Annotated in this window: 17 protein-coding genes; 7 read left to right on the top strand and 10 right to left on the bottom strand. The window is 38.4% G+C overall.

Going from position 1 to position 26,533, the window contains the following annotated elements; translation table 11 throughout:
• Positions 1-25 precede the first annotated feature (25 nt).
• The 6 genes from Q0486_RS10735 to Q0486_RS10760 all read right to left on the bottom strand — a co-directional run bounded on the left by Q0486_RS10735 (position 26) and on the right by Q0486_RS10760 (position 14,796).
• Complete coding sequence (locus Q0486_RS10735; protein ID WP_299233070.1) at positions 26-1,993, bottom strand: DUF2264 domain-containing protein; 1,968 nt, start codon at positions 1,991-1,993, stop codon at positions 26-28.
• Between the two features lie 77 nt (positions 1,994-2,070).
• Positions 2,071-4,434, bottom strand: a complete 2,364-nt coding sequence (locus Q0486_RS10740; protein ID WP_299232938.1) for a beta-galactosidase — start codon at positions 4,432-4,434, stop codon at positions 2,071-2,073.
• A 21-nt stretch (positions 4,435-4,455) separates the two neighbouring features.
• Positions 4,456-6,852, bottom strand: coding sequence for a glycoside hydrolase N-terminal domain-containing protein (locus Q0486_RS10745; RefSeq protein WP_299232940.1), 2,397 nt, complete (start codon positions 6,850-6,852; stop codon positions 4,456-4,458).
• A 134-nt stretch (positions 6,853-6,986) separates the two neighbouring features.
• Entirely contained in the window at positions 6,987-10,358 is a 3,372-nt protein-coding gene (locus Q0486_RS10750) for a DUF5107 domain-containing protein (RefSeq protein ID WP_299232942.1), read from the bottom strand.
• Between the two features lie 231 nt (positions 10,359-10,589).
• A complete protein-coding gene (locus tag Q0486_RS10755; RefSeq protein ID WP_299232944.1) occupies positions 10,590-11,978 on the bottom strand; it encodes a sugar porter family MFS transporter in 1,389 nt (462 codons plus the stop codon).
• A gap of 31 nt (positions 11,979-12,009) precedes the next feature.
• Positions 12,010-14,796 carry a sugar-binding domain-containing protein gene (locus Q0486_RS10760; RefSeq protein ID WP_299232946.1) on the bottom strand — a complete coding sequence of 929 codons (2,787 nt, stop codon included), beginning with the start codon at positions 14,794-14,796 and terminating at the stop codon, positions 12,010-12,012.
• Between the two features lie 147 nt (positions 14,797-14,943).
• Here Q0486_RS10760 and Q0486_RS10765 point away from each other — a divergent pair, with 147 nt between their 5' ends.
• Positions 14,944-15,825: an AraC family transcriptional regulator gene (locus tag Q0486_RS10765; RefSeq protein ID WP_299232948.1), complete on the top strand. Its 882-nt coding sequence runs from the start codon at positions 14,944-14,946 to the stop codon at positions 15,823-15,825.
• A gap of 79 nt (positions 15,826-15,904) precedes the next feature.
• Here the strand turns inward: Q0486_RS10765 and Q0486_RS10770 are convergent, their stop codons facing one another.
• The gene (locus tag Q0486_RS10770) at positions 15,905-16,690 is read right to left on the bottom strand and encodes an META domain-containing protein (RefSeq protein WP_299232950.1); all 786 of its coding nucleotides are present in this window, start codon (positions 16,688-16,690) and stop codon (positions 15,905-15,907) included.
• A gap of 213 nt (positions 16,691-16,903) precedes the next feature.
• Between Q0486_RS10770 and Q0486_RS10775 the strand changes: the two genes are divergently transcribed.
• The 6 genes from Q0486_RS10775 to rfbB all read left to right on the top strand — a co-directional run bounded on the left by Q0486_RS10775 (position 16,904) and on the right by rfbB (position 22,535).
• The gene (locus Q0486_RS10775; protein ID WP_299232952.1) at positions 16,904-18,097 is read left to right on the top strand and encodes a saccharopine dehydrogenase family protein; all 1,194 of its coding nucleotides are present in this window, start codon (positions 16,904-16,906) and stop codon (positions 18,095-18,097) included.
• Positions 18,098-18,183: 86 nt separating this feature from the next.
• A complete protein-coding gene (gene bcp, locus Q0486_RS10780) occupies positions 18,184-18,633 on the top strand; it encodes a thioredoxin-dependent thiol peroxidase (protein WP_299232954.1) in 450 nt (149 codons plus the stop codon).
• A 25-nt stretch (positions 18,634-18,658) separates the two neighbouring features.
• Positions 18,659-19,708: a recombinase RecA gene (gene recA / locus Q0486_RS10785; protein ID WP_299232956.1), complete on the top strand. Its 1,050-nt coding sequence runs from the start codon at positions 18,659-18,661 to the stop codon at positions 19,706-19,708.
• 169 nt (positions 19,709-19,877) lie between these two features.
• Positions 19,878-20,825 (top strand): hypothetical protein, encoded by a 948-nt coding sequence (locus tag Q0486_RS10790; RefSeq protein ID WP_299232958.1) that lies wholly within the window; start codon positions 19,878-19,880, stop codon positions 20,823-20,825.
• Between the two features lie 12 nt (positions 20,826-20,837).
• Positions 20,838-21,329 carry a metallophosphoesterase family protein gene (locus Q0486_RS10795; protein WP_299232960.1) on the top strand — a complete coding sequence of 164 codons (492 nt, stop codon included), beginning with the start codon at positions 20,838-20,840 and terminating at the stop codon, positions 21,327-21,329.
• 66 nt (positions 21,330-21,395) lie between these two features.
• Positions 21,396-22,535 carry a dTDP-glucose 4,6-dehydratase gene (rfbB, locus tag Q0486_RS10800; protein WP_299232962.1) on the top strand — a complete coding sequence of 380 codons (1,140 nt, stop codon included), beginning with the start codon at positions 21,396-21,398 and terminating at the stop codon, positions 22,533-22,535.
• Between the two features lie 63 nt (positions 22,536-22,598).
• Here the strand turns inward: rfbB and Q0486_RS10805 are convergent, their stop codons facing one another.
• From Q0486_RS10805 to Q0486_RS10815, 3 genes are read right to left on the bottom strand one after another with little or no spacing between them, the layout of a single operon-like run.
• Positions 22,599-24,113, bottom strand: a complete 1,515-nt coding sequence (locus Q0486_RS10805) for an MBOAT family protein (protein ID WP_299232964.1) — start codon at positions 24,111-24,113, stop codon at positions 22,599-22,601.
• Positions 24,091-25,074, bottom strand: a complete 984-nt coding sequence (locus Q0486_RS10810) for a GDSL-type esterase/lipase family protein (RefSeq protein ID WP_299232967.1) — start codon at positions 25,072-25,074, stop codon at positions 24,091-24,093. Before Q0486_RS10810 ends, Q0486_RS10805 begins: the two co-directional genes overlap by 23 nt.
• Complete coding sequence (locus tag Q0486_RS10815) at positions 25,043-26,419, bottom strand: SGNH/GDSL hydrolase family protein (protein WP_299232969.1); 1,377 nt, start codon at positions 26,417-26,419, stop codon at positions 25,043-25,045. The genes Q0486_RS10810 and Q0486_RS10815 overlap by 32 nt, the downstream gene beginning before the upstream one ends.
• Between the last annotated feature and the right edge of the window lie 114 nt (positions 26,420-26,533).

Below are 26,533 nucleotides of genomic sequence, written 5' to 3' on the forward strand. Positions count from 1 at the left end.
TATTTAATAATAAAAATCACACTATTTACTCAAACACTATTGTCTTCTTTGAATTATCAGACATAATAACAGTAACCTCACGTTTGTTTTCTGAGACTTTAATACTTTTTACCTGTGAAAGTTCATTATCGGTGAATGTTTCTGTTCCGTTCTTCCACAACTGTAGAGTTACAAAAATACAACTGCCATCAATATCAGATTCAGCATAAATAAGCCCGCAACGTTCAGATACCGGATGAAGACCTGAAGGATATAAAACATCCATTTTATCCCATCCATATAAATTCACCATTGCCAGACTATGAGAGCCATTTGATAGAATCTGTATATCTTTACCTTTTATTTTTCTTGTATTCTGAACGAATTTATTTGTGGTTTCTGGTAAAGAATAATGTCCCAAACGTAGTTTAGTGGGAAAAGGAACGGTAACTTTGTCTACTCTTAACACACCGTTATGAAGTGGAATATCAGCAAGCTGATAAGTAACAGAATCATTGGTTTCAAGAACTGCATTTCTTCTATAAATTCCATCCTTAAAATCCATGAAAGTATATAGTCTTAAAACTTCCCATTTGTCTTCTCCATTAATAATACCATAATTCATGGATATCTCACCATTATCTCCATCTGCCATCCATGGGAATTCAGTGTGGTATGCCAACTTATTATAATTCTCAGAGCTTCTAAATTTTTGCCAGTCATCAGCAACCTTCTCATGACACCATGAGCGCATTTCACTACCGCCACAATCCGGATAATCTGTTATCATCAGATTTGTTCCAGGCTGAAATTTATTGTAAACATTACCTTTCTTAAAATCTTTTTCCCATGGTCCGTTATTCTCTGTAGATTTCCAAAATTCCGAATCCTTAGAAAACAAAAGTCCAAGAAATGCTTTTCCACACCAGTAGACACTTCCCCTGCAACTATATATCTGAACAGCAGGAGCAAATGTTTTATAAAATCCCATACATGGAATTCTGTCATTAAGAAAATCTTCAGATGTTAGAAACTGAAGAAGAGTTGAAGACGCAATACGTCTTATCCATCCCCAATTGATATCTTTATTAGGATTTAAAACAAGAAGCGGTAACGGTGCTATTGCAGCAAACCTATAACAAATGCTTCTTCCCCACATATTCATCTTACCTTCCTTACTAAACATATATGGATAGTTATCTACCAAATCATATTGATTAGTCAAATACTTATCAGCATACTTCGGATACAATTTCTTTCCGAAAAGTTCAGCCCAAAGAGGTCCGTATGTCTGAAAAGCCCACATACTATAATAATCGTATGCAGGTGAATCATTATACCAACCCTGACCGCGATATTTCTCCAAAGTCTTTTCTATATTCTCAATCAAATATTTTTCATTTACAGTATATCCCTGTTCCTTGAAGAAGCTCAATATAAAGATATTAAAGAAACGCCAATTGGAATCAATTGTCTTTCCATGCGCATATCCCAGCATGGTTTCCGCCAGCGCATCCTTGTTTTCCTGTGAAAGAGGATGCCATATAATTTCAGGAATGACGGCCAAAGAAATTGCCAATCCACCTAATTCAACAAGCGTCTGACTGGCTCCTTTTACATAAGGCTTAATATAAGTATCACTTGCCGGATCTGTAAGTCTTATTATCTGATGACGATAATAATCAGCAACACCTATTCCGTTTATTTTCAAGTCCGGATTTTCCTTTAATAAAGGAGCAGCCACAAAAAGAGTCCTGCATAATCCCTCCAGCTTCTCTGTTGCAACAGCCGATTCATTACGTGGATATGTTTTATCCAACTGCTTTGGAAATTTCATCGGATCGTCCAGATTATGAATGTAACTGAAAGCCCCCTCCAACAAATAATGTGCAGCATCCATCCAATGTTTTCTGGTCATTCCGGTATATGGACTCAGTTCAAAATCCGGCTGATTTATTTCAAATACACTATTTTTAGAATCTACAGGAAATGCACTTTGTATATTCACAAACATACATATTCCCAAAACAACAATGGCCTTTATTTTATTACTTATAAACATAGTATTATTTATATATACTTATTAAAAAATCAATATATGTCAAGTTCTATTTTATATTGAGGAATTATATTCAAATTCTCCAAACCACACAATACCTGATTATCATCAAACATGTTTTGTACTTTATAAGGCAAATCATTCCAGAAAGGAACATTTCGATACAAAGGTCTGATATAAAAATCCATATTATGTTTGGACAATGATTTTGAGAAACGCTTCAAACCTATAATCCATGGACTTCCATAATAGAAATGGTCCAAAACCATCTTACCATCAATAGAAGCCATAGCTACATCTCCCACATAGTCGAAATTTATAAAATATTCATTCACATATGAAAGCGGCTTAAGCTGTTTCAAATCTACACTAACATAATTATATCCCTTCTTATTCACCTCAACTTTAGGGTCTACAGCCTGTACTGAAGTTTCCTTCCAGTTCAACCCATCAGCTGACGGATAAATGATATATTTAAACTTATTATCCCCTAAGTTCAAAAGTACAAGTTTATTCTTATCAAACAAGACCTGTGAATCAGATATGATTAGCTTATTATTCAGTTTAACTGTATTTAAGGCTTCCTTTTTAGTCAGTGTAGTTACTTTTATTCTATGACCTTCATTATTTATAATTTCGAATGTACTACCTATTCCAGGTTTTGGGAAATAATATTTATCTTTATTCTTTATTGATTTATCGTCGAACAAGAATTGAGGAGATATACCTTCCGGTGCAAAAAAGAAATAATGACTTCCTCCCTCAACATCTATTTTTGTCAATAATTGTGCAGTCGCATATTTCAGCAATGCCCCATCCATATCGAAATTAAATGGGAAGATTGCACTTTCATCTTTCTTTAATGTAAACGTCCCTTTTGATGGAACTCTGACATTTTCATTTTTAAGGTCCAGATTAATGACCAGATTCTCCTGATCTATTCTAGCCGTATCATGATCCTGAAAATTAGTCATAAAAATGAATCCTGAATCATCTTTCATTCTAACAGCAAAACGAAGTTGTTCTCTGTTATCAGGTGTAATTTTATCATTACCTTCAGGAAGCACAGTTTCCATTGTAGCCAAACGACATCCAAAATCCTTTACAAAAGAGTGAATAGTGCGGAGATATTTATATGAATCTCTGGCAAGTCCAAATTCACCAACAGGTGCCTGAAAGTCATACGAAATTTTAGGAACACCCATAGGTTCATCACTCATAAACATGCTTCCATCGCATGATTTAGGAGTTGACCCGCCATGATACATATAGTAGCCTATCCCATTTGCACCACTTCCTAGAGTTCGTATCATCAAAGCCTCAGCAGCTTCCGCCTTTACTATCGGACGGCTGGAGTATATCATCTGAATACCTACTCCCATCTCAGCACAAAATGACGGATATTTTTCAGTATCGTATCTCACCGGAGAATAATCCGGATATTTCTGTATATCTTTAAATAAACAGAATGGTGACTTAAACGGCTTGGCCCAAAAAGGATATGTATATGCTGCAGTTACAGGAATAGCATCGTATCCCAGAACAGCCGCATTTCCCCATCCAGTCACAGTATACAACGGAGTTATTATACCAACCTCCTGAGCCATCTTTTTCAAAGTCAGCATGTGCCTTTCTCCCAACTCAGCCTTTGAGATTTTACTGTCTTGAACGCTCACACCGATTTTAGTTATAGACTTATCGTACGAAGAAGAGGTATAATCCTTCCTTTCTTCAGGATAACATATTGCCCATGGAGCTGCAGAGTGCTGATGCTCATTCTCTATCTGAGTACCTATGATCGGTCCACCATCCTTGAAATACAATCCTTCCAGCTGTCTAGATATTTCAGTATACAATCGCTTCACATATTTCAAATAATCAGGGTCATTTGACCGTACATCTATAGGACGGGCAAAAAGCCAGTCAGGAAGTCCCCCATTTCTTATTTCTCCATGGCAGAAGGGACCTATTCTAACCACAACTTTCATGTCATGCTTTTGACAAAGTTCTATAAACTTACGAAGATCTTTATTACCACTCCAATCGAAATGCCCTTCTTTTTCTTCATGAATATTCCAGAATACGTATGTAGGTATCACAGTTATCCCTCCGGATTTCATTGTAAGTATAGCTTCCTCCCACTGTTCATGCGGATAACGGCAGTAATGAAACTCTCCCATTATAGGAATAACAGGAATATCATCTACAGACATATAAAAACTGTTGAACTCAATTTTTTTATTGTCCTTTGAAATTCCTCCCAAATTCAAATGTCCATTATAAATCACCTTAGCTTTATCCGGAGATTTTACTTCATAATAATTTATATTTTCAGAATAGACACTGAATACGTTCAAAAGTATTGATAATAAACAAATATTTTTCTTTATTGTCATAGTATAAAATTTTAATGTGCTTTAAATATTATACTTCCATGATTTTCCAATAGATAAATCACCAGTCTCAATATATTCTCCATTATACCAAACCCTACATTTATTTCCTAGAAGAGATTTTATTTCAGCCTCAATGATTATTCCGTTTTTCCATTTCACATCAACTTCGAAACCACCTCTGGCTTTAAGCCCTCTGAACTCACCGTTCTTCCAGTCTGAAGGTAAAGCCGGAAGCAATTGAATGACGTATGCTCCATTATCATATACATGGCTCTGAATAAGCATTTCTGCTATACCTGCCGTTGTTCCAAAATTTGCATCAATCTGGAATGGTGGACATTGCGTAAAAAGATTTGTATTAAGACTCTTCTCGAACACTTTATCCAGGCTTTCCTTTGCCTTGTCGGCTTTGTGCAATCGCGCATATTGACTAACCAGCCAGGCAGAACTCCATCCTGTATGTCCTCCGCCATTAGATATTCTATATTCCATTGATTTATTCGCCGCTTCAGCCAACTCAGGTGTCTGTAATATATTTATCTGCGAACCTGGATGCACTGCAAAAAGGTGTGAAATATGGCGATGCCCCGGTTCTGCCTCAGGATATTCTTCAGCCCATTCCATAAGTCTGCCATCTGTTCCTATCTTACTTAAAGCCAAGTTGTCTTTAGCTTCTTCCACTTTATTTTTAAAATCATCATCTATACCCAGTGCATCGGTTACCATCTTATAATCATCAAACAGCTGCCATATAGTCTGCTGATCATGTGTAGGTCCCATACTGATTTGGCAATGGCTACCATCTGGGGCTATAAAAGTGTTTTCCGGTGAAACTGCAGGACCTGAAACAAGTTTTCCGGTTTTAGGATGTACAGACAACCAATCCATATAAAACTCCACAGCACCTCTCAATGTAGGATACATCCTTTTCAGGAATTCTTTATCACCTGTAAATCTGTAATGTTCACCTATATGCTGACATATCCATGCAGGAGCACCAGTATGCATACCCCATGAAGCACGCTCTCCTGGCGAAGTATATCCCCAGATATTTGTTATAGGATGTACAACCCATCCTTTCTTATTATACTGTACCTGTGCTGTCTTAGTTCCCGGTTCAACCAAAGACTCTATAAGGTCAAACAAAGGTAGGTGCATTTCCGAAAGGTTAGCAACTTCTGCAGCCCAGTAATTCATTTCCACATTTACATCTGTGTGATAATCACCATTCCATGGTGTTTGCAGTTTATTAGCCCAAATCCCTTGTAAATTTGCAGGCAAAGTACCCGGACGAGAAGAAGAAATCAGGAGATATCTACCATATTGGAACATCAACTCGTACAACCGTTCACTTATGATACCTTTTTTAGCGTTATCCACCATTACATCAGTCGCAATAGTATCAGGAATTTCGGTTATTGAAAAATTCACCCTGTCATAATACTTTGAATACTCCTTTTTATGTGCCGAATACAAATCATCAAAAGACTTAACTTCCGCATTTGCAATAGCTTCAGAAGTTATATTATTATAATCCCTACCCTTATATACAGGATATTCCAATTTATAATCTGTCGATGCAGCCATCAGGAGAATAACCTCATCTGCATCCTTGACACTTAAAGTAGAATCCGTACACACCACACTACCACCGTAGGCAACAGCCTTAAGTCTAACCATATATTCAAGCCCGTCACCTCCTTTACCGTCAGACATTGCACCGCTCATTATCAGTTGATTATCCTTGGTATATGTTTTATACCTTTCCGGACGGTTCATGTTACATGTAAAATTCATCTGCTTATCTTTATCAGCAGATAATTTTACTACCATAACCTGATCAGGATGACTTATAAATACCTGTCTTTTGAAATTTACTCCATTCTGATTATAAATAACTGTAGCTGTAGCATCAGCAAGATTCAATTCACGACGATAACCAGAATATGGTGATTTATTATCAAAGTCTATCCACAAGTCTCCCATAGTCTGGAAACATCCAAAAGGGACTGCCGAACCATTTCCAAATCCTGAGCCCAAGCCTTTACAAACCTGCGTCTTATTGGTAAGCTCTGTAGCCTCCTTGTACTTGCCCTCGAAAAGAAGAGATTTAATTTTCTCAAGATATTTAGGAGCTTCAGGATTATCACATTCCTGATGACTGCCCGACCACATAGTTTCCTCGTTAAGTTGGATTCGTTCATAATGTACATCACCAAAAACCAAAGCACCAAATGAGCCATTACCCAAAGGAAGAGCACTTAACCAGTGCTGATCATCCCGCCAGCCGTTTGGACTGTCCTTTGCAGTGGCATCTGCCGGTGTATCATACCATAGTGTCAAATCAGATTTGTTATCTTTCTCAACACTACACGACGCTGTTGCAAACAACAATATCAGTATGAGGAGGTTTCTCATAAGTATTAAACAGTTTAATATATGTATATAAATGATTAATAAATAAACATTAACTTATATAAACTACAATAAGACCAATAAAGATTTTACCCTATACGGGAAATCTTTATTGATCTTTCGTATTTTATAAGAAATCAAAGCATATCACACATAGCTAATAGCTGTGCTCCTGCCTGATGATTGATATCAAGACGGACAACTTCCGAAAGGAACTTACGAGCTTGTTCCTTATCACCAAGACCGAGATATCCAAGTCCCATTACAAGATTGCAGTGAATCAAGTTACGTACATTCAAATCGTCATCCCAAATCAGCAAGTCTGGAAGTGATACTGCAAAGTAATCAATCTTAACCTTGTCGAACAAATGCTGTTCTCCATGCCTAATCAATTTATTGAAACGGCTGCGTGCCTTATCTTCATTTCCGAGCTTACGCCATGCCAACCCCTGATAGAAAATCTTGTCAGGTTGCTGATCGTTATAGAAGAATGCAATTGCTGGTTCTGCCGAGCCTTTAGTTGCTCTTTCAAAATATTCTTTTGCAAGTTCAGCCTCACCTAGCCCCTCGTATGCACATCCCATCCAATAGTGAATATCATTCTCTTCAGCCATTGAAAGCTTACCTTCACCGAGATTATCAGGATATTTTTCTGTTTCTTTCAACAAACGTACAGCATCTGCATAACGACCTTCTTTCAAAGCTATCTTAGCTAATTCAACACGGCAGAATACATACTGACTTGTCACCTTACCTTCACCGCCTTCCCACGGATGGAACCTACGTGAATTGATCAAATCGTATGCTGTTTGATATTCTCCAAGCTGGTTATACAAAGTTATACGTTCAATACACAAGTCATCGCGCTGTTCTACGACCTCTGCATGTGCGTTGAGGAAGTCAAGACGCTGACGATGTGAATAACGGAGCTTCTTGTACAATTGATCAAGTTCCATAAGTATACGTGCATCCGATTCATCAAGTTTGTACGCCTTTTCAAGTGCAGCAAGAGCTTTCTGTGGGTTATTCTGCTTATTATAGTAAGCCAACGACAAGTTACGCAATACTGTAGGATATGTATCATCAATAGATGCAGACTTCTCCCAGCAAGCAATAGCTTCATCATATATACGTGCTGCATAATAAAAGTTACCTAGATAATATGGAGCCTTAGCACCTTCAGGATTTAGTTCCATAGCATCTTTAAGCATAAGAACTTCTTCCAGTTTGTTAGGGAAGCAATAGTCAGGACACATTGTCTCAGCTTTCTTATAAAGAGCTACAGCTTCATCTTTCTTGCCCATCTTAGATGCAAAATAACCCAAAGCAAAGTAAACTATTGGATAGGTTACTTCAGTATCTTCTGTTACGAATGACAACAACAGAGCAGCTTCGTCATACATACCTGCAGATGCATAGTCAATCGCATATTCAATATAACTATGAACAGCACCACGCATAAGTGTCTTCATCTCAACTTTAACAGCAGCAGCTTCTTCCGTTTTTCCCTGAAGTGTATTGATGAGGTAAGACTCAAAACGACATCCCATATTGAATTTATCCATTGATAATGATTCATTGATAAGTGCTTCTGCCTGTGCATACTCACCTGTCTTACGCAAAAATGAAGCCTTCAACTGACGCCCCTTATGGTTCAACCAGTTACGGTATAATGAACGGTTAATATGGTCGATACCGTTTGCATAATCCTCACGAATCATATCGATCTGTGCCAACCCCATATAGCCTGAATCCTGCCATGCAGCATTCCATGTAGCCTTGAAGAAAGCATCGTATGCTCCGTCTATATCGCCTTGCATCTTCTTGCTCCACCCTAAGTTGTAATATGGTTCGCCTTCGTATGGATTAGGATTGCGTTCTGTCTGAGTCTTGATTGCGCGGTCGAAATATTTCTGTGCTTCAGCAAAACGTGCGCGACGCATCAACAGCAAACCTACAGCATTGTTACAGCGGATATCGCTTTCATCACGGCTCAATGCTTCCATATAGTAGTCCATCGGAAGATAAGTAGCGTGACGATACTGTTCCAGGTGATGACCTGTCAGGAACAACTGTTCCATGCTGGCAATCTTCTTAGGGTCAAGAGCTGCCTTTGCCGGTTCCGGAATAGGTTTGATTTCTGGTTTTGCCGCCTGATAACTTACAAGTACCTTACCCTTTTCATCAAGGACTGTAAGTTTAAGTTCTTCAAGTTTCTGAGTATCGCAGTCAACTGTATTGATATATGAATTATCTGGTGCTACAGCTGTCAGCGCATCAAGATAAATCTTTCCATTTTCTGTATTTGTAAGCATTACGCGTACTTCCTTGTGAGCAGCTGTAGTATAAAGGATGACCTTCATCTTGCCACCTTCTTCAGGAATCATATTGATAAGAGCATCACGTGTAGCATTCTTAACCATACCTACTTTCTGATAAGGCATGAAGTACTGTACCCATGATTTTTCCTCGTATGGCTGCAACCATGTAAAGTCAGGCTGATTGTCACAGTACATGCCAGTCATAAGTTCGATGTATGGTCCGTCTTCGTCTGTCAGGTTGCGGTCCCATGCCTGTCCGAAGTCACCATGTCCCCATGTCCACTGCTTCTTACCGGCATTCACATGATGGTCTGCCACGTGAAGAAGTCCTGATTCAATATGTTCTTCATAACCACCTACGAAGTCAAACTTAGAGTTGATAGCCATGTATGAAGTTGGAACCGGAATATTTTTATAGCGTGAAATATCAACACCTGCAGAATAGTCTACTTTATAGTATTCACCTGTTGCTATAGGAAAGCTCGATACGGCACGTTTACCATGATCGAACACAGCATTTACATCAGGTGGGAATACTGAATAATAATCCTTGTTAACCACTACTGCCGGATTTGCCCACCACAGGAATGTCTGTGGGAACGGAGTACGGTTATACACCTTTGCCTTGATTTCAATATATGCTTTTCCAGGATAAAGAGTAAACCCTGCCATTCCTTTAGTACGGAACATACGTTCCACTTCACTACACCAGATAGTCTTACTTCCGTCCGGGAATTCTTCTATCATACAGTCAGTTGGAAGATATGTACTAGGACGGTGATGCTGTGGCCAGTTGAATTCAATACCTCCAGAAATCCATGGACCAGTCAAACCTACCAATGCAGGTTTGATAACCTGGTTATAATATACAAAATGACGTTTTTTTACCTTGTCATAAGCCATCTGAATACGTCCACCCAATTCCGGCAGAATCATCAGTTTGATGTATTCATTCTCTATAAAGAAAGCTCTCCAAGGACGGTCATGCTTTTCGTCTTCAATCTTTTCAACTACAGGGTATGGATACACCGAACCTGAACTACCCTGATAAACACGTTTTTCCAGAAAAATAGGATTTTTCTCTTCTTTGCCAATACCGTATGTAGGCAACATTACAGTTTCTTCCCAAGCTCTAACTTCAGAAGTATTTACCGTACTTTGAATAAGGTATTCTGTTATTTTTTCCATAAAGGTAAAGTATAATATTTTTTATTTATTCTTTAATTATTACACTGCAAAAATCGTAATTATTGCACTACTGCAAAATGGATTAAAAGTTCAAAAAGATGTAAATTTTCTCGTTTATTTAGTTTCAACTTTAATAACTTAAGGAAAGTTATTCTCAATACTCAAAGTAAACCAAGCATTGTATATACTAAAAACATGTATAATTTACACCTGATATAACTAATCTCTATATTATCTCACCAATTCCTTTTCAAGTTCCTCCAAAGATTTTCCTTTTGTTTCAGGTATACGACGAAGAACAAACACAAATCCCAAGAAACAAATTATTGCGTATAACATAAATGTACCACCAGTTCCAAGACCTGAATTCAGGAACGGGAATGTATAAGTAAGAAGGAATGATGCTATCCATAATGCAGCAGTACATACGGCCATAGCAACCCCACGTACTTTATTAGGAAATATTTCAGAAAGAAGAACCCAAGTAACAGGGCCCAATGACATGGCATAGAAACCTATGGCAAGGACTACAAATACAATCATTATAAATCCCTTAAACTCAAAGAAGTAACTTAATCCTAAAAGTGTATATATACCAGCCAATCCTATAGAACCAATCATCATAAGTGTCTTACGTCCCAAACGGTCAACAGTGTAAATTGCAACAAACGTAAATACCAGATTTGCAATACCTGTCACTACAATATTCATAAGAACATCTGATATTCCATAGCCAGCAGCTTGGAATATTTCCTGAGCGTAATTGAATATTACGTTCGTACCGCTCCACTGTTGGAACATTGCCACTACAATACCTATTACCAAAACATTACGCATCTTAGATGAAAACAGAAGAGACAATGCCCCTTTTTCTGAATGTGATGAAGTACCTGCTTTAGAATAACTTTCTATCTCTTCATCAGCATATTCCTGTCCGCCTATTGATGTCAGAACCTTGCGGGCATGGTCATAACGCTTGACACTTGCAAGCCAACGTGGACTCTCTGGGATGAACATTGACAACAGAAAGAACAAGCCGGAAGGAACACATACTGCCCAAAACATCCATCTCCACCCAGTCTGTCCGTTCCATGAATTAAGTATATCAGCAGGTGTAGCATCAGCGGCAACAGGATCGGCTATCAACATATTTACAATCTGTGCACCCAAAATACCGAGCACTATAGTGAGCTGATTGAGTGTTACCAATTTACCTCTAATATGTGTTGGTGCAACTTCTGCAATATACATGGGTGACAAATCGGCCGCTAGCCCTATAGCCATACCTCCTACCAAACGCGCCAATATAAATGTAGGAATAGATGTTGCTACTCCGGTAGCCCACGACGAAACAAAGAAAACAAAAGCCGAAAAGATTAACAGCTTCTTTCTTCCATATCTGTCGGCTAGGAATCCAGCCATAGTGGCCCCAAGAAGGCAACCTAACAATGCTATACTCATTGCCAAAGCCTGCATCCCTTCATTACCTACTATATCAAAGTATACTTCATAGAATGGTTTTGCACCACCAATCACTACCCAGTCGTAACCAAAGAGTAGACCTCCCATAGCCGAAACAAGGCATATAAAATAAATGAAAAGTTTATTGTAAGTTTTCATGGTATATATTTTTATTTGTTAATATTTTTTATCAATAAATTCCACTGGCAGACTGTTTTTTATTATTAGCTGTACCGAAAACATTCTTTATTTTTTCAATACCAGTCATCTGAGAAGGATTAAATTCTTCGCTGTTCATATAATCAAGTATAGAACACAACATCTGTTTTGCAACTGGACGTTTGTCAAGAGATTTTTCCAAATCAAAAGTAGCAAGCATAAGTTTTCCTTTTCCAATACTTCCTTCATACAAAGAAGCCAGACGACGGTTATTGACAAAATTGTCCACCATTTCCACTACCGGTTTTCCTCCCTGCAAACTGTCGACAACCAAAGTTGTAGAGTTGATATTTAAATCCCACCACTGCCAGTCGGTATGCATTTCGGTAGGGAAATCATCTAATGCCGGATGTTCCGGATCACACAATACCCCCATGGTACTTGCCTGATTAGGAAAATGTACAGGGCTCCAAAATACAGGAACAAACTTTCCTTCTATCCCGCTAAGAGTACGCCAGTCAGGATTGAACAACACTTTCTCACCATCCTGAAGTAATTTCATTGCTTCCGTATAATTTCTGGTATATTTCACACTTCCCCACTTCGGAGTTATTTCAGAAGGATATACCCATATATTCCAGTGGTTACGGTACTCTGTTCCTTGAAGCGAAACACATACTTCAAGCTGTGAAGCTTTCTCTATCTTATCAAGAGGAAATTCTATTCTGTCTATACCACCATTGTGACCAATTATAAGTTTTTCAACAGTAGTATCTCCCTGACCAATTACTTTACTACCTGATGTTACTTTCCATTCCAAAACACTGTTTTTCAAATCTTCAGCACTATAGTTACACAGTTCGATATCTGCCGAAAATATCTCATTATTAGTATATACTGCTTTAGGAAAGCGAAGCAACGGAACAACAGGAGAACAGAACTCACGGAATTCTTTACCGGTTATAACACCTTTACTTTCCCAAAATGCGTTAAGCAATCCTACCAAAGCTGTACCCTGTCCGGGAAAGTCATGTAGGTCAAGCAACTGGAAACCACTATTACCAGGAGTCTTCAAGGCACGTTCTATCTCTTCTTTATATAATATAGACGCAAGTTTACCTGAAGCCATCAGATAATCATGAGCCTTGTTTACAAGACCTTTTTTCTCCAAATCAGCTTTAACAGCCATGAAATTAAGCGGTATAAGTGTTCCTGTATATTTAGAAATTTCGTTTATATCAGGATATACAGAATATTGACCTACTTCATGAGTCACCAATGGTACACTCATACCTTCAATAGCACTTCTGAAATCTTTATCAAACGAAGGTATTTCTGTATTAAACACACCTTGACCGCGCACCCAACCTTTCTTAGTCCACTGAGTGACAAAGAAATCATCATTCTCTTCCGGCCAAACGCCATGGCCTTTTTCAAATGTAAATGATGTAGTAGTGTACAAATGCCTTGAATCGGTATTCTTCATTTCTTTTAACATACAACCCATGACATTGAAATCATACTGCAACTCATTACCCAAAGCCCAAAAACAGAAAGAAGGATGATTGCCATATTCCTTACTTATCCTTTTAGCCTCAGCACGAAGAAAATCTATAGTAGACTGGTCTTTTCCTAATGTTACACTCCATACTGGAAGCTCAATCTGAATATAGAACCCCATCTCGTCGGCAACATTAAATGCAGCCTCTGGAGGACACCATGAATGAAAACGTAAATGGTTCATTCCGTATTCACGTGCAGATGAATAAAGTTTTCTCCATGACTCCTCGTCTGTTGGAGGAGTTCCTGTAAGCGGAAATATACAACATTCCAAAGTACCTCTCAAGAACATCGGATTGCCATTCAACATTAGTTTGTTTCCCTCATTTACCAAATGACGCAGTCCGAATGTCTCTGTCTTTTCTGAATCAATCGTTTTACCTTTAATCCCAACTGTAGCTGTATATAAATACGGATTAAATTCATTCCATAACGGAGCATCCTGACCAAGACTATATTCAACTTCTACTTTGGAAATTCCAGATTCTACCGTGATATTTTTCTCTTCCGATACATATTTCTCTCCATCAGATTTCCCCTGTACATCCATCTTGAGTGAAAGATTCTCTGTATTGTCTAATGTATTGATTACTGTAACAACAGCTTTTACTTTAGAAGCCTTTGCGTCCGGATAAAGTTGCACATTATCTATCCTCACCTTATCTACCGCCTCAATATACATATCACCTAAGATACCATTCCATTTCACTTGAGTTGCATCAGTATAAGCATGCGCCAACTCATTAACGGATATATCGTAACGCTTTCTGTTATCAACTATAACTGTCAAAATATGCCTTTTACCACTTTTTAGATATGATGTAAGATTATACTCATGAGGTGTAGTAAGGCTCTCTTCGTGTCCTTCAACCTTCTGTCCGTCTATCCATACCTGTGTGTCCCACAAAACTCTTTCCAAATGTAAAATATAATCTTTTCCAACCCAGTCTGACGGAACTTGTATCTCTTTCGAATACCATACCGGACCAATATAACTGTATGCCCTGGTGAGATGCAGAAGCTGAGGTTTTGCCAATTCAGGAGTCAAGGTACTTTTTACACCAAGTTTAGCGGCATCCGTTGTCCCTGGAAGCATAATTTTGTTATCAAACAGTTTTCCTGACCAAGATTCACTGATACCAGTGTCAGTACTGTCAAGTCTGACAGTCCATTCGCCGGAAAGATTCAACTGTTCTACAGGATTATTGCACGATGCCAACTGTAAAAGAATTATAGAAGCTAAAAACGTATTTTTCATTGTATATTATTGTTTATTATTTTTCTAGATGCAAAATAACAGAAAAAGCTTATCATGCAAAATGTATTTAATATCTTATTTGATGTAAAATAACTCTAAACAAAAAGTTTTAATTACATTTGCATAAAACATAAAATATAATGCTACATGGAACGCAAAAAAGACGGTTTTGACGGGCAAATGGCAATTGTGGTTCCGCAAACAATCAAAGACATACTAAGCAGCAATGAACTCACTTCATTATTGTATATTACTGATATTGGTTTTTACCCCAAAGCTAATGGACATTATCGTATTCGTAAAGAAGGAGCTGAACAACACATACTCATATATTGCACAGAGGGTAAAGGTTGGATAAGCATTAAAGGAACAAAATTCGAATTAAAAAAAGGAGAATTTTTTATTATCGAAGCCGGTACTCCACATTCGTATGGTGCTTCAGAAAAAGAGCCATGGAGTATTTACTGGCTTCATTTCGCCGGAGAAAAAAGCCACCTGTTCAAATCTATATATAATATGGTGATAAGAATCGATGAAGCACCAGAAGCCAGATTCAAAGACCGTCTGCTCATGTTCGAGGAAATATATCGTAATCTGGAAATGGGATACAGCTCCGAAAACCTTGAATACGTCACTTTATGCTTATGGCATTTTATAGCGTCATTCAGGTTTATTTCTCAATATAGAGAGGTCAACAAATCAAAAAAAGGAGATATCATTCAGGATGCCATAAACTTTATGAGAAGTAATTTAGAGAAAAAACTGTCGCTTGAAGACATTGCAAACAATGTAAATTATTCAGCATCACATTTCGGACAGATTTTCCTGAAAAAAACGGGACACAGCCCGTTGAATTATTTCAACCAGCTGAAAATCCAGAAGGCATGCCAGTTGCTTGATTTCTCCAATATGAAAATAAAGGAAATCGCCAATGAACTTGGCTTTTACGATCAGTACCATTTCTCGAAAACTTTTTTCAAAATTACAGGAGAAACGCCTTCACAATATAAGAAAAGAAACAAGGGATAAAAATGAACCGTCATTCGATTTGAAATGACAGTTCATTTTAAATCGAATGACGGTTCATTTTTTTTAAACGTATCAAACCTTATTCAGACACAGTTTCGCCGTCGTTCTTAACCAAGAGAAGAACTTCATTATTACCGGCATCCATAAGCGACAAAGTTCCGTCTTCGTTCACTACGAATGAAGCTACTTTATTCATAGCTGTAAGAACCTTACGTTCTGTCTCCATACCCGGACCTGCCATCATAGTGCTTATCATCTGACCGAATTTAAGAGAAGAAGGATTGCCCTCTTCCTGAGAGAATGAACCGTTGATGATGTTGCATCCACCGTTTCCATGGACAGCGTTCTCTACCACATTGAATGAGATGAAAGGAGTCTTGTCAGCAACCTCCACAGCAGCACCTTCCACCTTTGTTATATTCCATTTGCCATTGATGTCATTTACCGATACAGCAGGAGCCTCTTTCTTTTCGAGCGACATCAAGACATTGCCGTCCTTGTCAGTAAGCTCTACTCCGGCAGACGAAGCCTGATATCCGGCAACCTCGTTCAATGCCTCAAGAACTTTCTGTTCTGTTTCCATATCAGGACACATCATACGTGTTGCACCTACTCCGGTAAATCCTATTTTGCCCGGATTGACAGAGTCAACCTCTACTCCACCCATTATTCTGTTACATCCGGCATTTCCGTATATACGTCCTTCTGCAAGATCAAAACCTATGTAAGGATTGCCTTCTACCTGTTCACCCTTTACAGATACAACATTCCACTCGCCCGAAATATCTACTGATTTGCCTGTTGTTCCACAAGATGACAAAACAACCGCAGCAAAGGCTGCTGCACTGATTAACATTTTCTTCATACCTTTTTCCTGTTTTTTATATTTCAAATACTATAACAAAAACAATAATCCATTGTTCACACAAAAGTAACAAACAATGTTATTGTTTTTTCTATTCTAATATAAAAATAATGATATTTGAACAATACTGCATGCAATTTTGAAAAAAGTCTTATCTTTGCATATTGAACGGTAACGTTTACCGGGAATTAAAATTTCACATTAATATATTAAATGAGTAAAGTATTGATTATCGGTGCAGGCGGTGTAGGTACCGTTGTTGCACACAAGGTGGCTCAGCATCCTGAAGTTTTCACAGAAGTGATGATTGCTAGCCGCACCCAGTCAAAATGTGACGCGATTGTAAAGGCAATCGGCAACCCAAACATCAAAACCGCTAAGGTAGATGCAGACAATGTGGCCGAACTGGTGGCTTTATTCAACAGTTTTAAACCCGAAATCGTTATTAACGTAGCTCTTCCTTATCAGGATTTGACTATCATGGAAGCTTGCTTGCAGGCAGGAGTGAACTATCTTGATACAGCCAACTATGAGCCAAAAGACGAAGCTCATTTCGAATACAGCTGGCAGTGGGGTTACAAGAAACGTTTCGAAGATGCAGGTCTGACTGCCATCCTCGGATGCGGATTCGACCCGGGAGTGAGCGGTGTATATACTGCATATGCAGCTAAACACCACTTCGACGAAATGCATTACCTCGACATCGTTGACTGTAATGCAGGAAATCACCACAAGGCATTTGCAACAAACTTCAACCCTGAAATAAATATCCGCGAAATCACTCAGAACGGACGTTACTGGGAAGACGGAAAATGGGTAACTACAAAACCTCTGGAATTCCACAAGGATCTGACTTATCCAAACATCGGTCCGCGCGATTCATACTTGCTTTACCACGAAGAGCTCGAATCGCTCGTAAAGAACTTCCCTACCATCAAGCGTGCACGCTTCTGGATGACATTCGGTCAGGAATACCTCACTCACCTGAGAGTGATACAGAACATCGGTATGGCAAGTATCGAGCCTATCAACTACAACGGAATGGAAATCGTTCCATTGCAGTTCCTGAAAGCCGTATTGCCTAACCCACAGGATCTTGGCGAAAACTACGAAGGTGAAACTTCTATCGGTTGCCGTATCCGCGGTGTGAAAGACGGAAAGGAACGTACATACTACGTTTACAACAACTGTTCTCACCAGGCTGCTTACAAGGAAACAGGTATGCAGGGAGTAAGCTACACTACAGGTGTTCCGGCAATGATCGGTGCCATGATGTTCCTGAAAGGATTATGGAAACGTCCGGGAGTATGGAATGTGGAAGAATTCGATCCGGATCCATTCATGGAAGCATTGAACATGTACGGATTGCCATGGCATGAAGTGTTCGACGGAGATTTGGAACTTTAATACAATAACATAAAAAGTCCGCTTCGGAATATGTATCCTCAGTATGACTTATTCCGGAGCGGACTTTAATTATCTTTATATATACCATGAATGTAGGAGACAAGGCACCCGACTTTTTGGGACTGAATGAAAAAGGCGAAGAAATACGCCTGAGCAATTACAAAGGAAAGAAAGTAGTACTTTACTTCTATCCAAAAGACATGACCAGCGGATGTACTGCACAGGCATGCAATCTGCGAGACAACTACGAGGCTCTGCTAAATGCAGGATACGAAATTATAGGTGCAAGCATACAGGATGCCAAATCGCACCAAAAATTCATTGAAAAGAACAGTCTGCCATTCACCATCATTGCCGATACGGAACAGAAACTGGTTCAGGAATTCGGTGTTTGGGGTGAAAAGAGTATGTACGGAAGAAAATATATGGGAACTTTCCGTACTACCTTCATCATCAACGAAGAAGGGGTGATAGAAAGAATCATTTCTCCTAAAGAGGTGAAGACAAAAGACCACGCAGCACAGATTTTAAAATAATAACAACATATAAACTCAATCATATATGGCAAAGAAAGACGAACTGGAATTTGAAGGTGGCATAGACAGCCCTTCAAAGCCTAATAACTCGGAAAAACTGAAGGCGCTGCAGGCTGCCATGGACAAGATAGAAAAGAACTTCGGAAAAGGTTCAATCATGAAAATGGGTGATGACCATGTGGAAGAAGTTGAAGTAATTCCTAGCGGTTCTATAGGACTTAATGCCGCACTTGGTGTAGGCGGTTATCCTAAAGGACGTATCATAGAAATCTACGGTCCTGAATCATCAGGTAAGACCACTCTGGCAATACACGCCATTGCAGAAGCACAGAAGGCTGGCGGTATAGCTGCTTTCATCGATGCTGAACATGCTTTCGACCGTTTCTATGCAGCAAAACTTGGTGTAGACATAGACAATCTGCTTATCTCGCAACCGGACAACGGTGAGCAGGCTCTCGAAATAGCAGACCAGCTGATACGTTCATCGGCTATCGACATCATCGTTATTGACTCTGTAGCGGCACTTACCCCTAAAGCTGAAATAGAAGGCGATATGGGCGATAACCGTGTGGGACTTCAGGCAAGACTTATGTCGCAGGCACTTAGAAAACTTACATCAACTATCAACAAGACAAATACTACTTGTATCTTTATCAACCAGTTGCGCGAAAAGATTGGTGTGATGTTCGGTAATCCTGAAACTACTACCGGTGGTAATGCCCTCAAGTTCTATGCCTCAGTAAGACTTGACATCCGCCGTGCCACTCAGCTGAAAGACGGTGAAGAAATAATCGGTAACCAGGTTAGAGTGAAAGTTGTGAAGAACAAAGTAGCCCCTCCTTTCCGCAAAGCAGAATTCGATATTATGTTCGGCGAAGGTATCTCTAAAAGTGGAGAGATAATAGACTTGGGAGCAGAACTCGGTATAATCAAGAAAAGTGGCTCATGGTACAGTTACAATGACACCAAGCTCGGACAAGGACGCGATGCGGCAAAGATCTGCATACAAGACAATCCTGAACTGGCAGAAGAACTGGAGGCACAGATATTTGCAGCTCTGAAAGACAAAGAATAAAAAGCTATAATCACACGAGAGGCCATTCACGAACCGAATATCTTTTACTTATCAATACAAAAAAAACGTAAAAGATATATCTACATAGACGTGAATGGCTTTTTTTTGTTTAATTTTACGCTGTGAGTATTTAATTTTAAACACATAAAACCATAAAAAAATAAGAATTATGAAAATATCGCACTGGATTTTATTTGCAATATTATGTTGTGTTTCACTTACAGCTGTGGGACAGAAAAAAATATCATACCGTTTTGCAACAAGAGCAGAAGCTCAAATGCTGATTACCGACATTGATAATTTCACAAACAAACTGAACAGTTTCGATATTGATTTACGACTTGGCAAACAAGACGGAAGAAAATCGGAATTACTCAGACTCGCAATGAATGAAACCCTAAACTGGAGTGAAGACGAAAAAAAGAAAATTACCGCTGCATTCAAATCACTTCAAACAAAGATAGACAAACAAAAGCTTAAAATAAAGTACCCACAGGAAGTAATACTAGTAAAGACTTCCATGAAAGAAGAAATGAATGTGGCAGCATATACCAGAAAAAATTGGATAGCACTTGGAGAAAAATATATAAATGAATCTACCAATGAGGAACTTGAATATCTTCTGGCACATGAAATATTTCATCTTTTAACAAGAAGTGACAAGGTTTTCAAAAAATCTGTTTACTCCGTAATTGGTTTTAATGTAGCCGACAGAGAGCTTTTCTTCCCTATTGATATTATAGAAAAAAGAATTTCCAATCCTGATATCGAACTGTATGATAGCTATGCCGAATTTACAATAAACGGAAAGAAACAGAAATGTTCGATGATTATTTATTCACAAATACCATTCTCGCCGGAAAAAACGCTGTCAGACTATCTAAGCGTAGGACTGATACCGTTGAACGATGATCTTATCCCTATACAGAATGATGGTAAGACAGTAATTTACGGTATAGAAGAGGCAGAAGATTTCTATGATATGATAGGCAGGAACACAAAGTATATAATAAATCCGGAAGAAATTCTGGCTGATAATTTTGCATATTTGCTTATACAGAAAAAAGATTTGCCAAACCCTGAAATACCACAAAAGATAGCATCCATACTGAAATAACGCTCAAAAACGATGAAAAGAATCGGGCTATTATCTGACACTCATGGATATTGGGACGACAGATATCTGAAATACTTTGACGAATGCGACGAAATATGGCACGCAGGCGACATCGGCTCGAAAGAGATTATTGACAGATTTATGGAGTTCAAACCTTTCAGAGGAGTATATGGAAACATTGACGGACAGGATTTACGTAAAATATTACCGGAAATAAACAGGTTCGAAATTGAAGGTACTGATGTACTTATAAAACACATTGGAGGATATCCAGGAAAATATAATCCACAAATAAAAAATATAATAAGCTCAGATACTCCAAATCTGTTTATAAGCGGACATTCACATATACTGAAAGTAAAATATGACAAAGATTTCGGATTATTACATATTAATCCTGGTGCTGCCGGAAATTATGGTTTTCATACAGTAAGAACACTTGTAAGATTTAATGTAGACAATTGTAAATTTTCAGATTTGGAAGTTATAGAGCTGAAAGATTAATTGAGAAAATATTTGTCTGTTAAAGAAATCTTTCCCAAATTTGCATTCGAATTATAAACACTTTTTATGAAAACGTATTTAGTCACAGGAGCGGCAGGCTTCATTGGTTCGAATTACATCAAATACATTCTGAAGAAACATGATGATATTAAGGTAGTAATATTAGATGCGTTGACTTATGCTGGTAATCTTGCAACCATAGCAAACGACATAGACAATGAACGTTGCTTCTTCGTCAAAGGAAATATATGCGACAGTGAACTGGTAGAACGTCTGTTTGCAGATTATAAATTCGATTGTATAGTCAATTTCGCTGCAGAAAGTCACGTTGACCGTAGCATAGAAGATCCACAACTGTTTCTACAAACAAATATTTTGGGAACGCAAAATTTGATGGATGCAGCAAGAAGGGCATGGGTAACAGGAAAAGATGAAACTGGTTATCCGACATGGAGAAAAGATGTGAGGTTCCATCAGGTTTCTACAGATGAAGTTTATGGTTCGCTTGGTGCCGAAGGTTATTTCACAGAAGTAACACCATTATGCCCACACAGTCCTTACAGTGCATCAAAAGCCAGTGCGGATATGATAGTAATGGCTTATCATGACACATATAAAATGCCTGTAACCATTACAAGATGTTCAAACAATTACGGTCCTTATCATTTCCCAGAGAAACTTATACCATTGATAATAAAGAATATTCTTGAAGGTAAAAGACTCCCTGTATATGGTGACGGATCGAATGTGAGAGACTGGCTTTATGTGGAAGACCATTGTAAAGCTATTGATCTGGTAGTAAACAAAGGCAGATGTGGCGAAGTCTACAATGTAGGCGGACATAACGAAAAAAAGAATATAGATATAGTAAAGCTGACAATAAGCACTATTCACGACATGATGTCGGAAAAACCTGAATTGAGAAAAATACTAAAGAAAAAGGAACTCAATGAAAATGGTGAAATATCTATAGACTGGATTAATGATTCGCTGATTTCTTACGTAAAAGACAGATTGGGACACGACCAACGTTATGCTATAGACCCGACAAAAATATCTGAAGAATTGGGTTGGATGCCGGAAACAAAATTCGAAGACGGCATAGTAAAAACCATAGAATGGTATCTGAACAATCAGGAATGGGTGAAAAACGTAACAAGCGGAGATTATCAGAACTATTACGAAAACATGTATAAAAACAAATAAATGTTTTCATGAAAACATAAAGCGGTGCAAGGTTCATATAAATTTTGCACCGCTGTTTTTATATCAGAACTGGAAATATATAAATGGTTGTATATCGCTGCTCTTTATCTGTATTACTATAAATATGACTATGATAATCAGGAGTGCCTGCATTATCAAAGGTATCCTGGTTACAGTATTTGAACATGTATTCTGCCACCTGTCCGGACACCAGTGCAGAACAAATCCCAAAGCCATAAGCAAGAACACCTTCCAATAGCCGGATACGAGCTGTCCGAACAATTCAGGATGGAAAGACGAGAATATCTGTTTTATCATTGTCACAGAGCCATCGAAAGTGGTATTCCGGAAAAATATCCAGCAGAAACATACAAAATGGAAGGTTATGATTACAGCAAAGAACTTCTTTATTCCACTGCTTTGATAATTTTTCTCTCTTCCCAATATACTGCGTATAAATTTATGTACCGCCAAAGCCACACCATGAAGACCACCCCAAACAACGAAATTCCATGATGCGCCATGCCATAATCCGCCAAGGAGCATTGTCAATATGAGATTTATATATGTACGTATTTTCCCTTTACGGTTACCTCCCAATGATATATACAGATAGTCCCTGAGCCATGTGGACAGTGATATATGCCATCTATGCCAGAATTCTGTAACGCTATCCGATTTGTAGGGCGAATTAAAGTTCATAGGGAAACGGAAACCAAGCAGCAATGCCAAACCTATTGCCATGTCACTATACCCGGAAAAATCGCAATAAATCTGCAATGCATAACCGTATATACCGAACAGGTTTTCAATACCGGAATACAAGCCCGGATTTTCGAATATACGTTCTACAAAATTTACGCTTATATAGTCGGATATTACAGCTTTCTTGAATAAACCGCTAACTATAAAAAATACTCCTTGACCAAACATCTCATTGCTCACGAAAAGCGGCTGACGTATCTGTGGAATAAAATCACGTGCACGGACAATCGGACCTGCCACCAGTTGTGGGAAGAAAGATACATAGAATATGTAATCAAGCAAATTACGTAGAGGTTTCAGGTCGCCACGATACACATCGATGGTGTAACTTAACGACTGAAAAGTAAAAAATGAAATTCCTACAGGCAAGAATATGTCCAAAGGTTCAAAATTTCCTCCGAATAACGGGGCAAACATTTCATAAAAGAAATTGGTGTATTTGAAATAGCACAAAAGCCCAAGATTGACACATAAGCTTATAATTACCAATAGTCTGCGCTTAGCCTTTTCTGCGGTATTCTCCATTATTCTGGCAAGAATAAAGTCGGTAACAGTCACAATACCCAGCAAAAAGAAATAAAAGCCGCTGCTCTTGTAATAGAAATAGTATGAAAAGGCTGAAACAAACAGTAGCCTGGCTGTGGTATGGTTACGAAGCAACACATATACTAAACTGAACGCCAAAAACAGAAAGACAAACAAGCCACTGCTGAATATCAACGGCTGCTGCGGATTGTATGTCAATACATCCAATATTTTATGGTAATCAAATCCGAAATTCTCAAAAATATCAATAAACTTTTGTAGCCACATAATCATTGTATGCTTTAATGAATGCTTCGTGTAATAATAATCCCTGAAGCGCGTATCCTTCGCGCGTGAAATGTATTTTGTCTCTTTGGTACATACCTGCTGCGGTCCAGTTCTTGCAAGCAAACTTTTCACCTCCAACCACGTCGTAAAGGTCCCAGACAGCAATTTTGTTTTCGGTCGCAAAATCTTTTTCTGTCCTGACCACTAACGGTGTACGTACATTTATAATCCTGTTTCTCCTTCCGACTTTTACATATGCACCTGGCGGTGTGGTTATTAGAAATCCTGCATTTATACAACCTTTCTTCAGCTCACTTATCAGATTCATCATCTGAACACGATGCTGATCTGACCTGTAATTCCTGCCATGCGCCTCATTAGTTCCGAATGACATTATTATCAGATCCGGATTTAATGACGTGATTTCATCTATTCTTTCCGGTTTGTTGAAAGATTCACAGGTAGCTCCGTTCACTCCCAATATATGATATACGATTCCAGACCTGCCTGTCTCGGATGCTATACCTGTGGTATGATAAGATACATTATAATCAAGTACTGCATCTGCTCCAAAATCCTCTTCCAGCAATTTTCTCATTTTATAAGGGAATATATGCCCCCTTACATGCGAATCGCCTATATGAACAATACGCACAGGACGTTCCATCGTTGACAATTTTTCCCAGAATACATCAAGCGTCCTTTCAGGATCAATTATCACATTCTCCATTGTATCTTTGAACGATGTAGGCATAGGACTTTCAACAGAAATAAATCTCATAAGATGTTCCATGGCCGAACTTGAATATACAGGACCGGAATTATAATCCCTCTTTGCCTTTTCAGGCACAACATCTTGTGCATACATTCCCGCAATTGTCTGCAGAAAGACCGACAACATGATAATGATGCATTTGTATCCAACTGTTTTACTGCATCTCGTATGATTTTCTTTTTTCATATTGCTCCTTTCCATACATTATTGCGTCAAAAAGTAACCCTGCAATGTGTTTTCCTCCACGGAAATTTATATGTGTATAATCATAATTGGCCATAGCCGGATTAGAATTTACCATCTTTGACATACTTCCTTCCCCACCCATTGCATTATAAAGGTTCCAGAAAGCAACATTTGTTTCTGCCGCTAGCATTTGCTGGCTTCTTATGAGTCCCTTAACAGCGGGCATGGTTCTGAGATTTCCGTTTTCATCCTTGGTTTCTCTGTCACCTATACCTACTATAAGAATGGAGGCATCTGGGAATGCTTTCTTGAAATGCTGAATAACAGACTTCATTCCTTCCTTATAATATCCGTAATCCAAACCTCCTTCGAAAGCTACATTCAGACCATACTGCAAAACAATCAGATCATATTTACGCAGTTTGTTGTACTTCTTCAGGAGAAATGAAGGTATTCCCAACAGCTGCTGTCCGCTACTTCCACGAGTACTGAAATTATCAAGTATTATACCGTTGTTACTGTCCATTGTTACAGCATAGAACAATGCATCCTGAGACGATTTCTCAATATTCCACTTCACTTTCTTTATATTACCATTCACGGTAAGACACTGCAATGTGCTATCTCCTTTTACACGGAATTTCTGTTCACTGCTGCCATTTATCTCTGCCGAAATATACAATGAATCGTCCGTTAGGTAAAATATAGATGAAGCTGTGCAACCGTCAAGACAAGAAGCATATTTTGAAGTGGCTTCCAAACTGGTATATGCTCCTTCTGTTGCATTAAAATAACTATTTGCAATACCCTGCCTGTTACGGATAAAACCAACTGAATCTGTTACATTGTGCGAAGCCCATCCTGAGAAACTATGTCTTACAGTCGGTCGGAAACCAGGGAATTTGGACGTTATACTTACGTAGCCTACCCCTTTTCCTCCAAATTCCGTCTGCAAAAGATTTCGTAAGTCTGCCGTAAGAATATCTCCCTCGATAAATGAATCGCCAAAATATGCAATCCTTACAGGAGACTGCCTGTTTTCAATATCCGACAACGCTTCGTAAAAGTGAGACATGCCATATTCTGTTGAATCTGAATAGTCTTCTATACACTCTATTCCTGCCTTGCAAGAGTCAACAAACGGTGGTTTTACAACCGGCTCTGCAAAAAGAGAATCAAGATTTAAAGTATCGGCAACATGTATGTCGCAACGTATATCTGACAATAAATCAACTTTTCTAAATGTTTTACCGCATAAATTTATTTCGGGTAAATAATGCAGAGACATCAACCCCAGCATCACGAACAAAGCTATTAGAAATGTATAGTGCAGTCTATTCTTCATGAAAATACAAAAACGTTATTTTGTAGAACAAAATATATACTATTAAAAACGCTGCAAATATACATCTTTATTTTATATCCATATACAAAAAAATGCCGGTACATACATTATAGC

Origin of the sequence: uncultured Bacteroides sp., from assembly GCF_937912035.1 — a bacterium.
Classification (GTDB): Bacteria; Bacteroidota; Bacteroidia; order Bacteroidales; family Bacteroidaceae; genus Phocaeicola.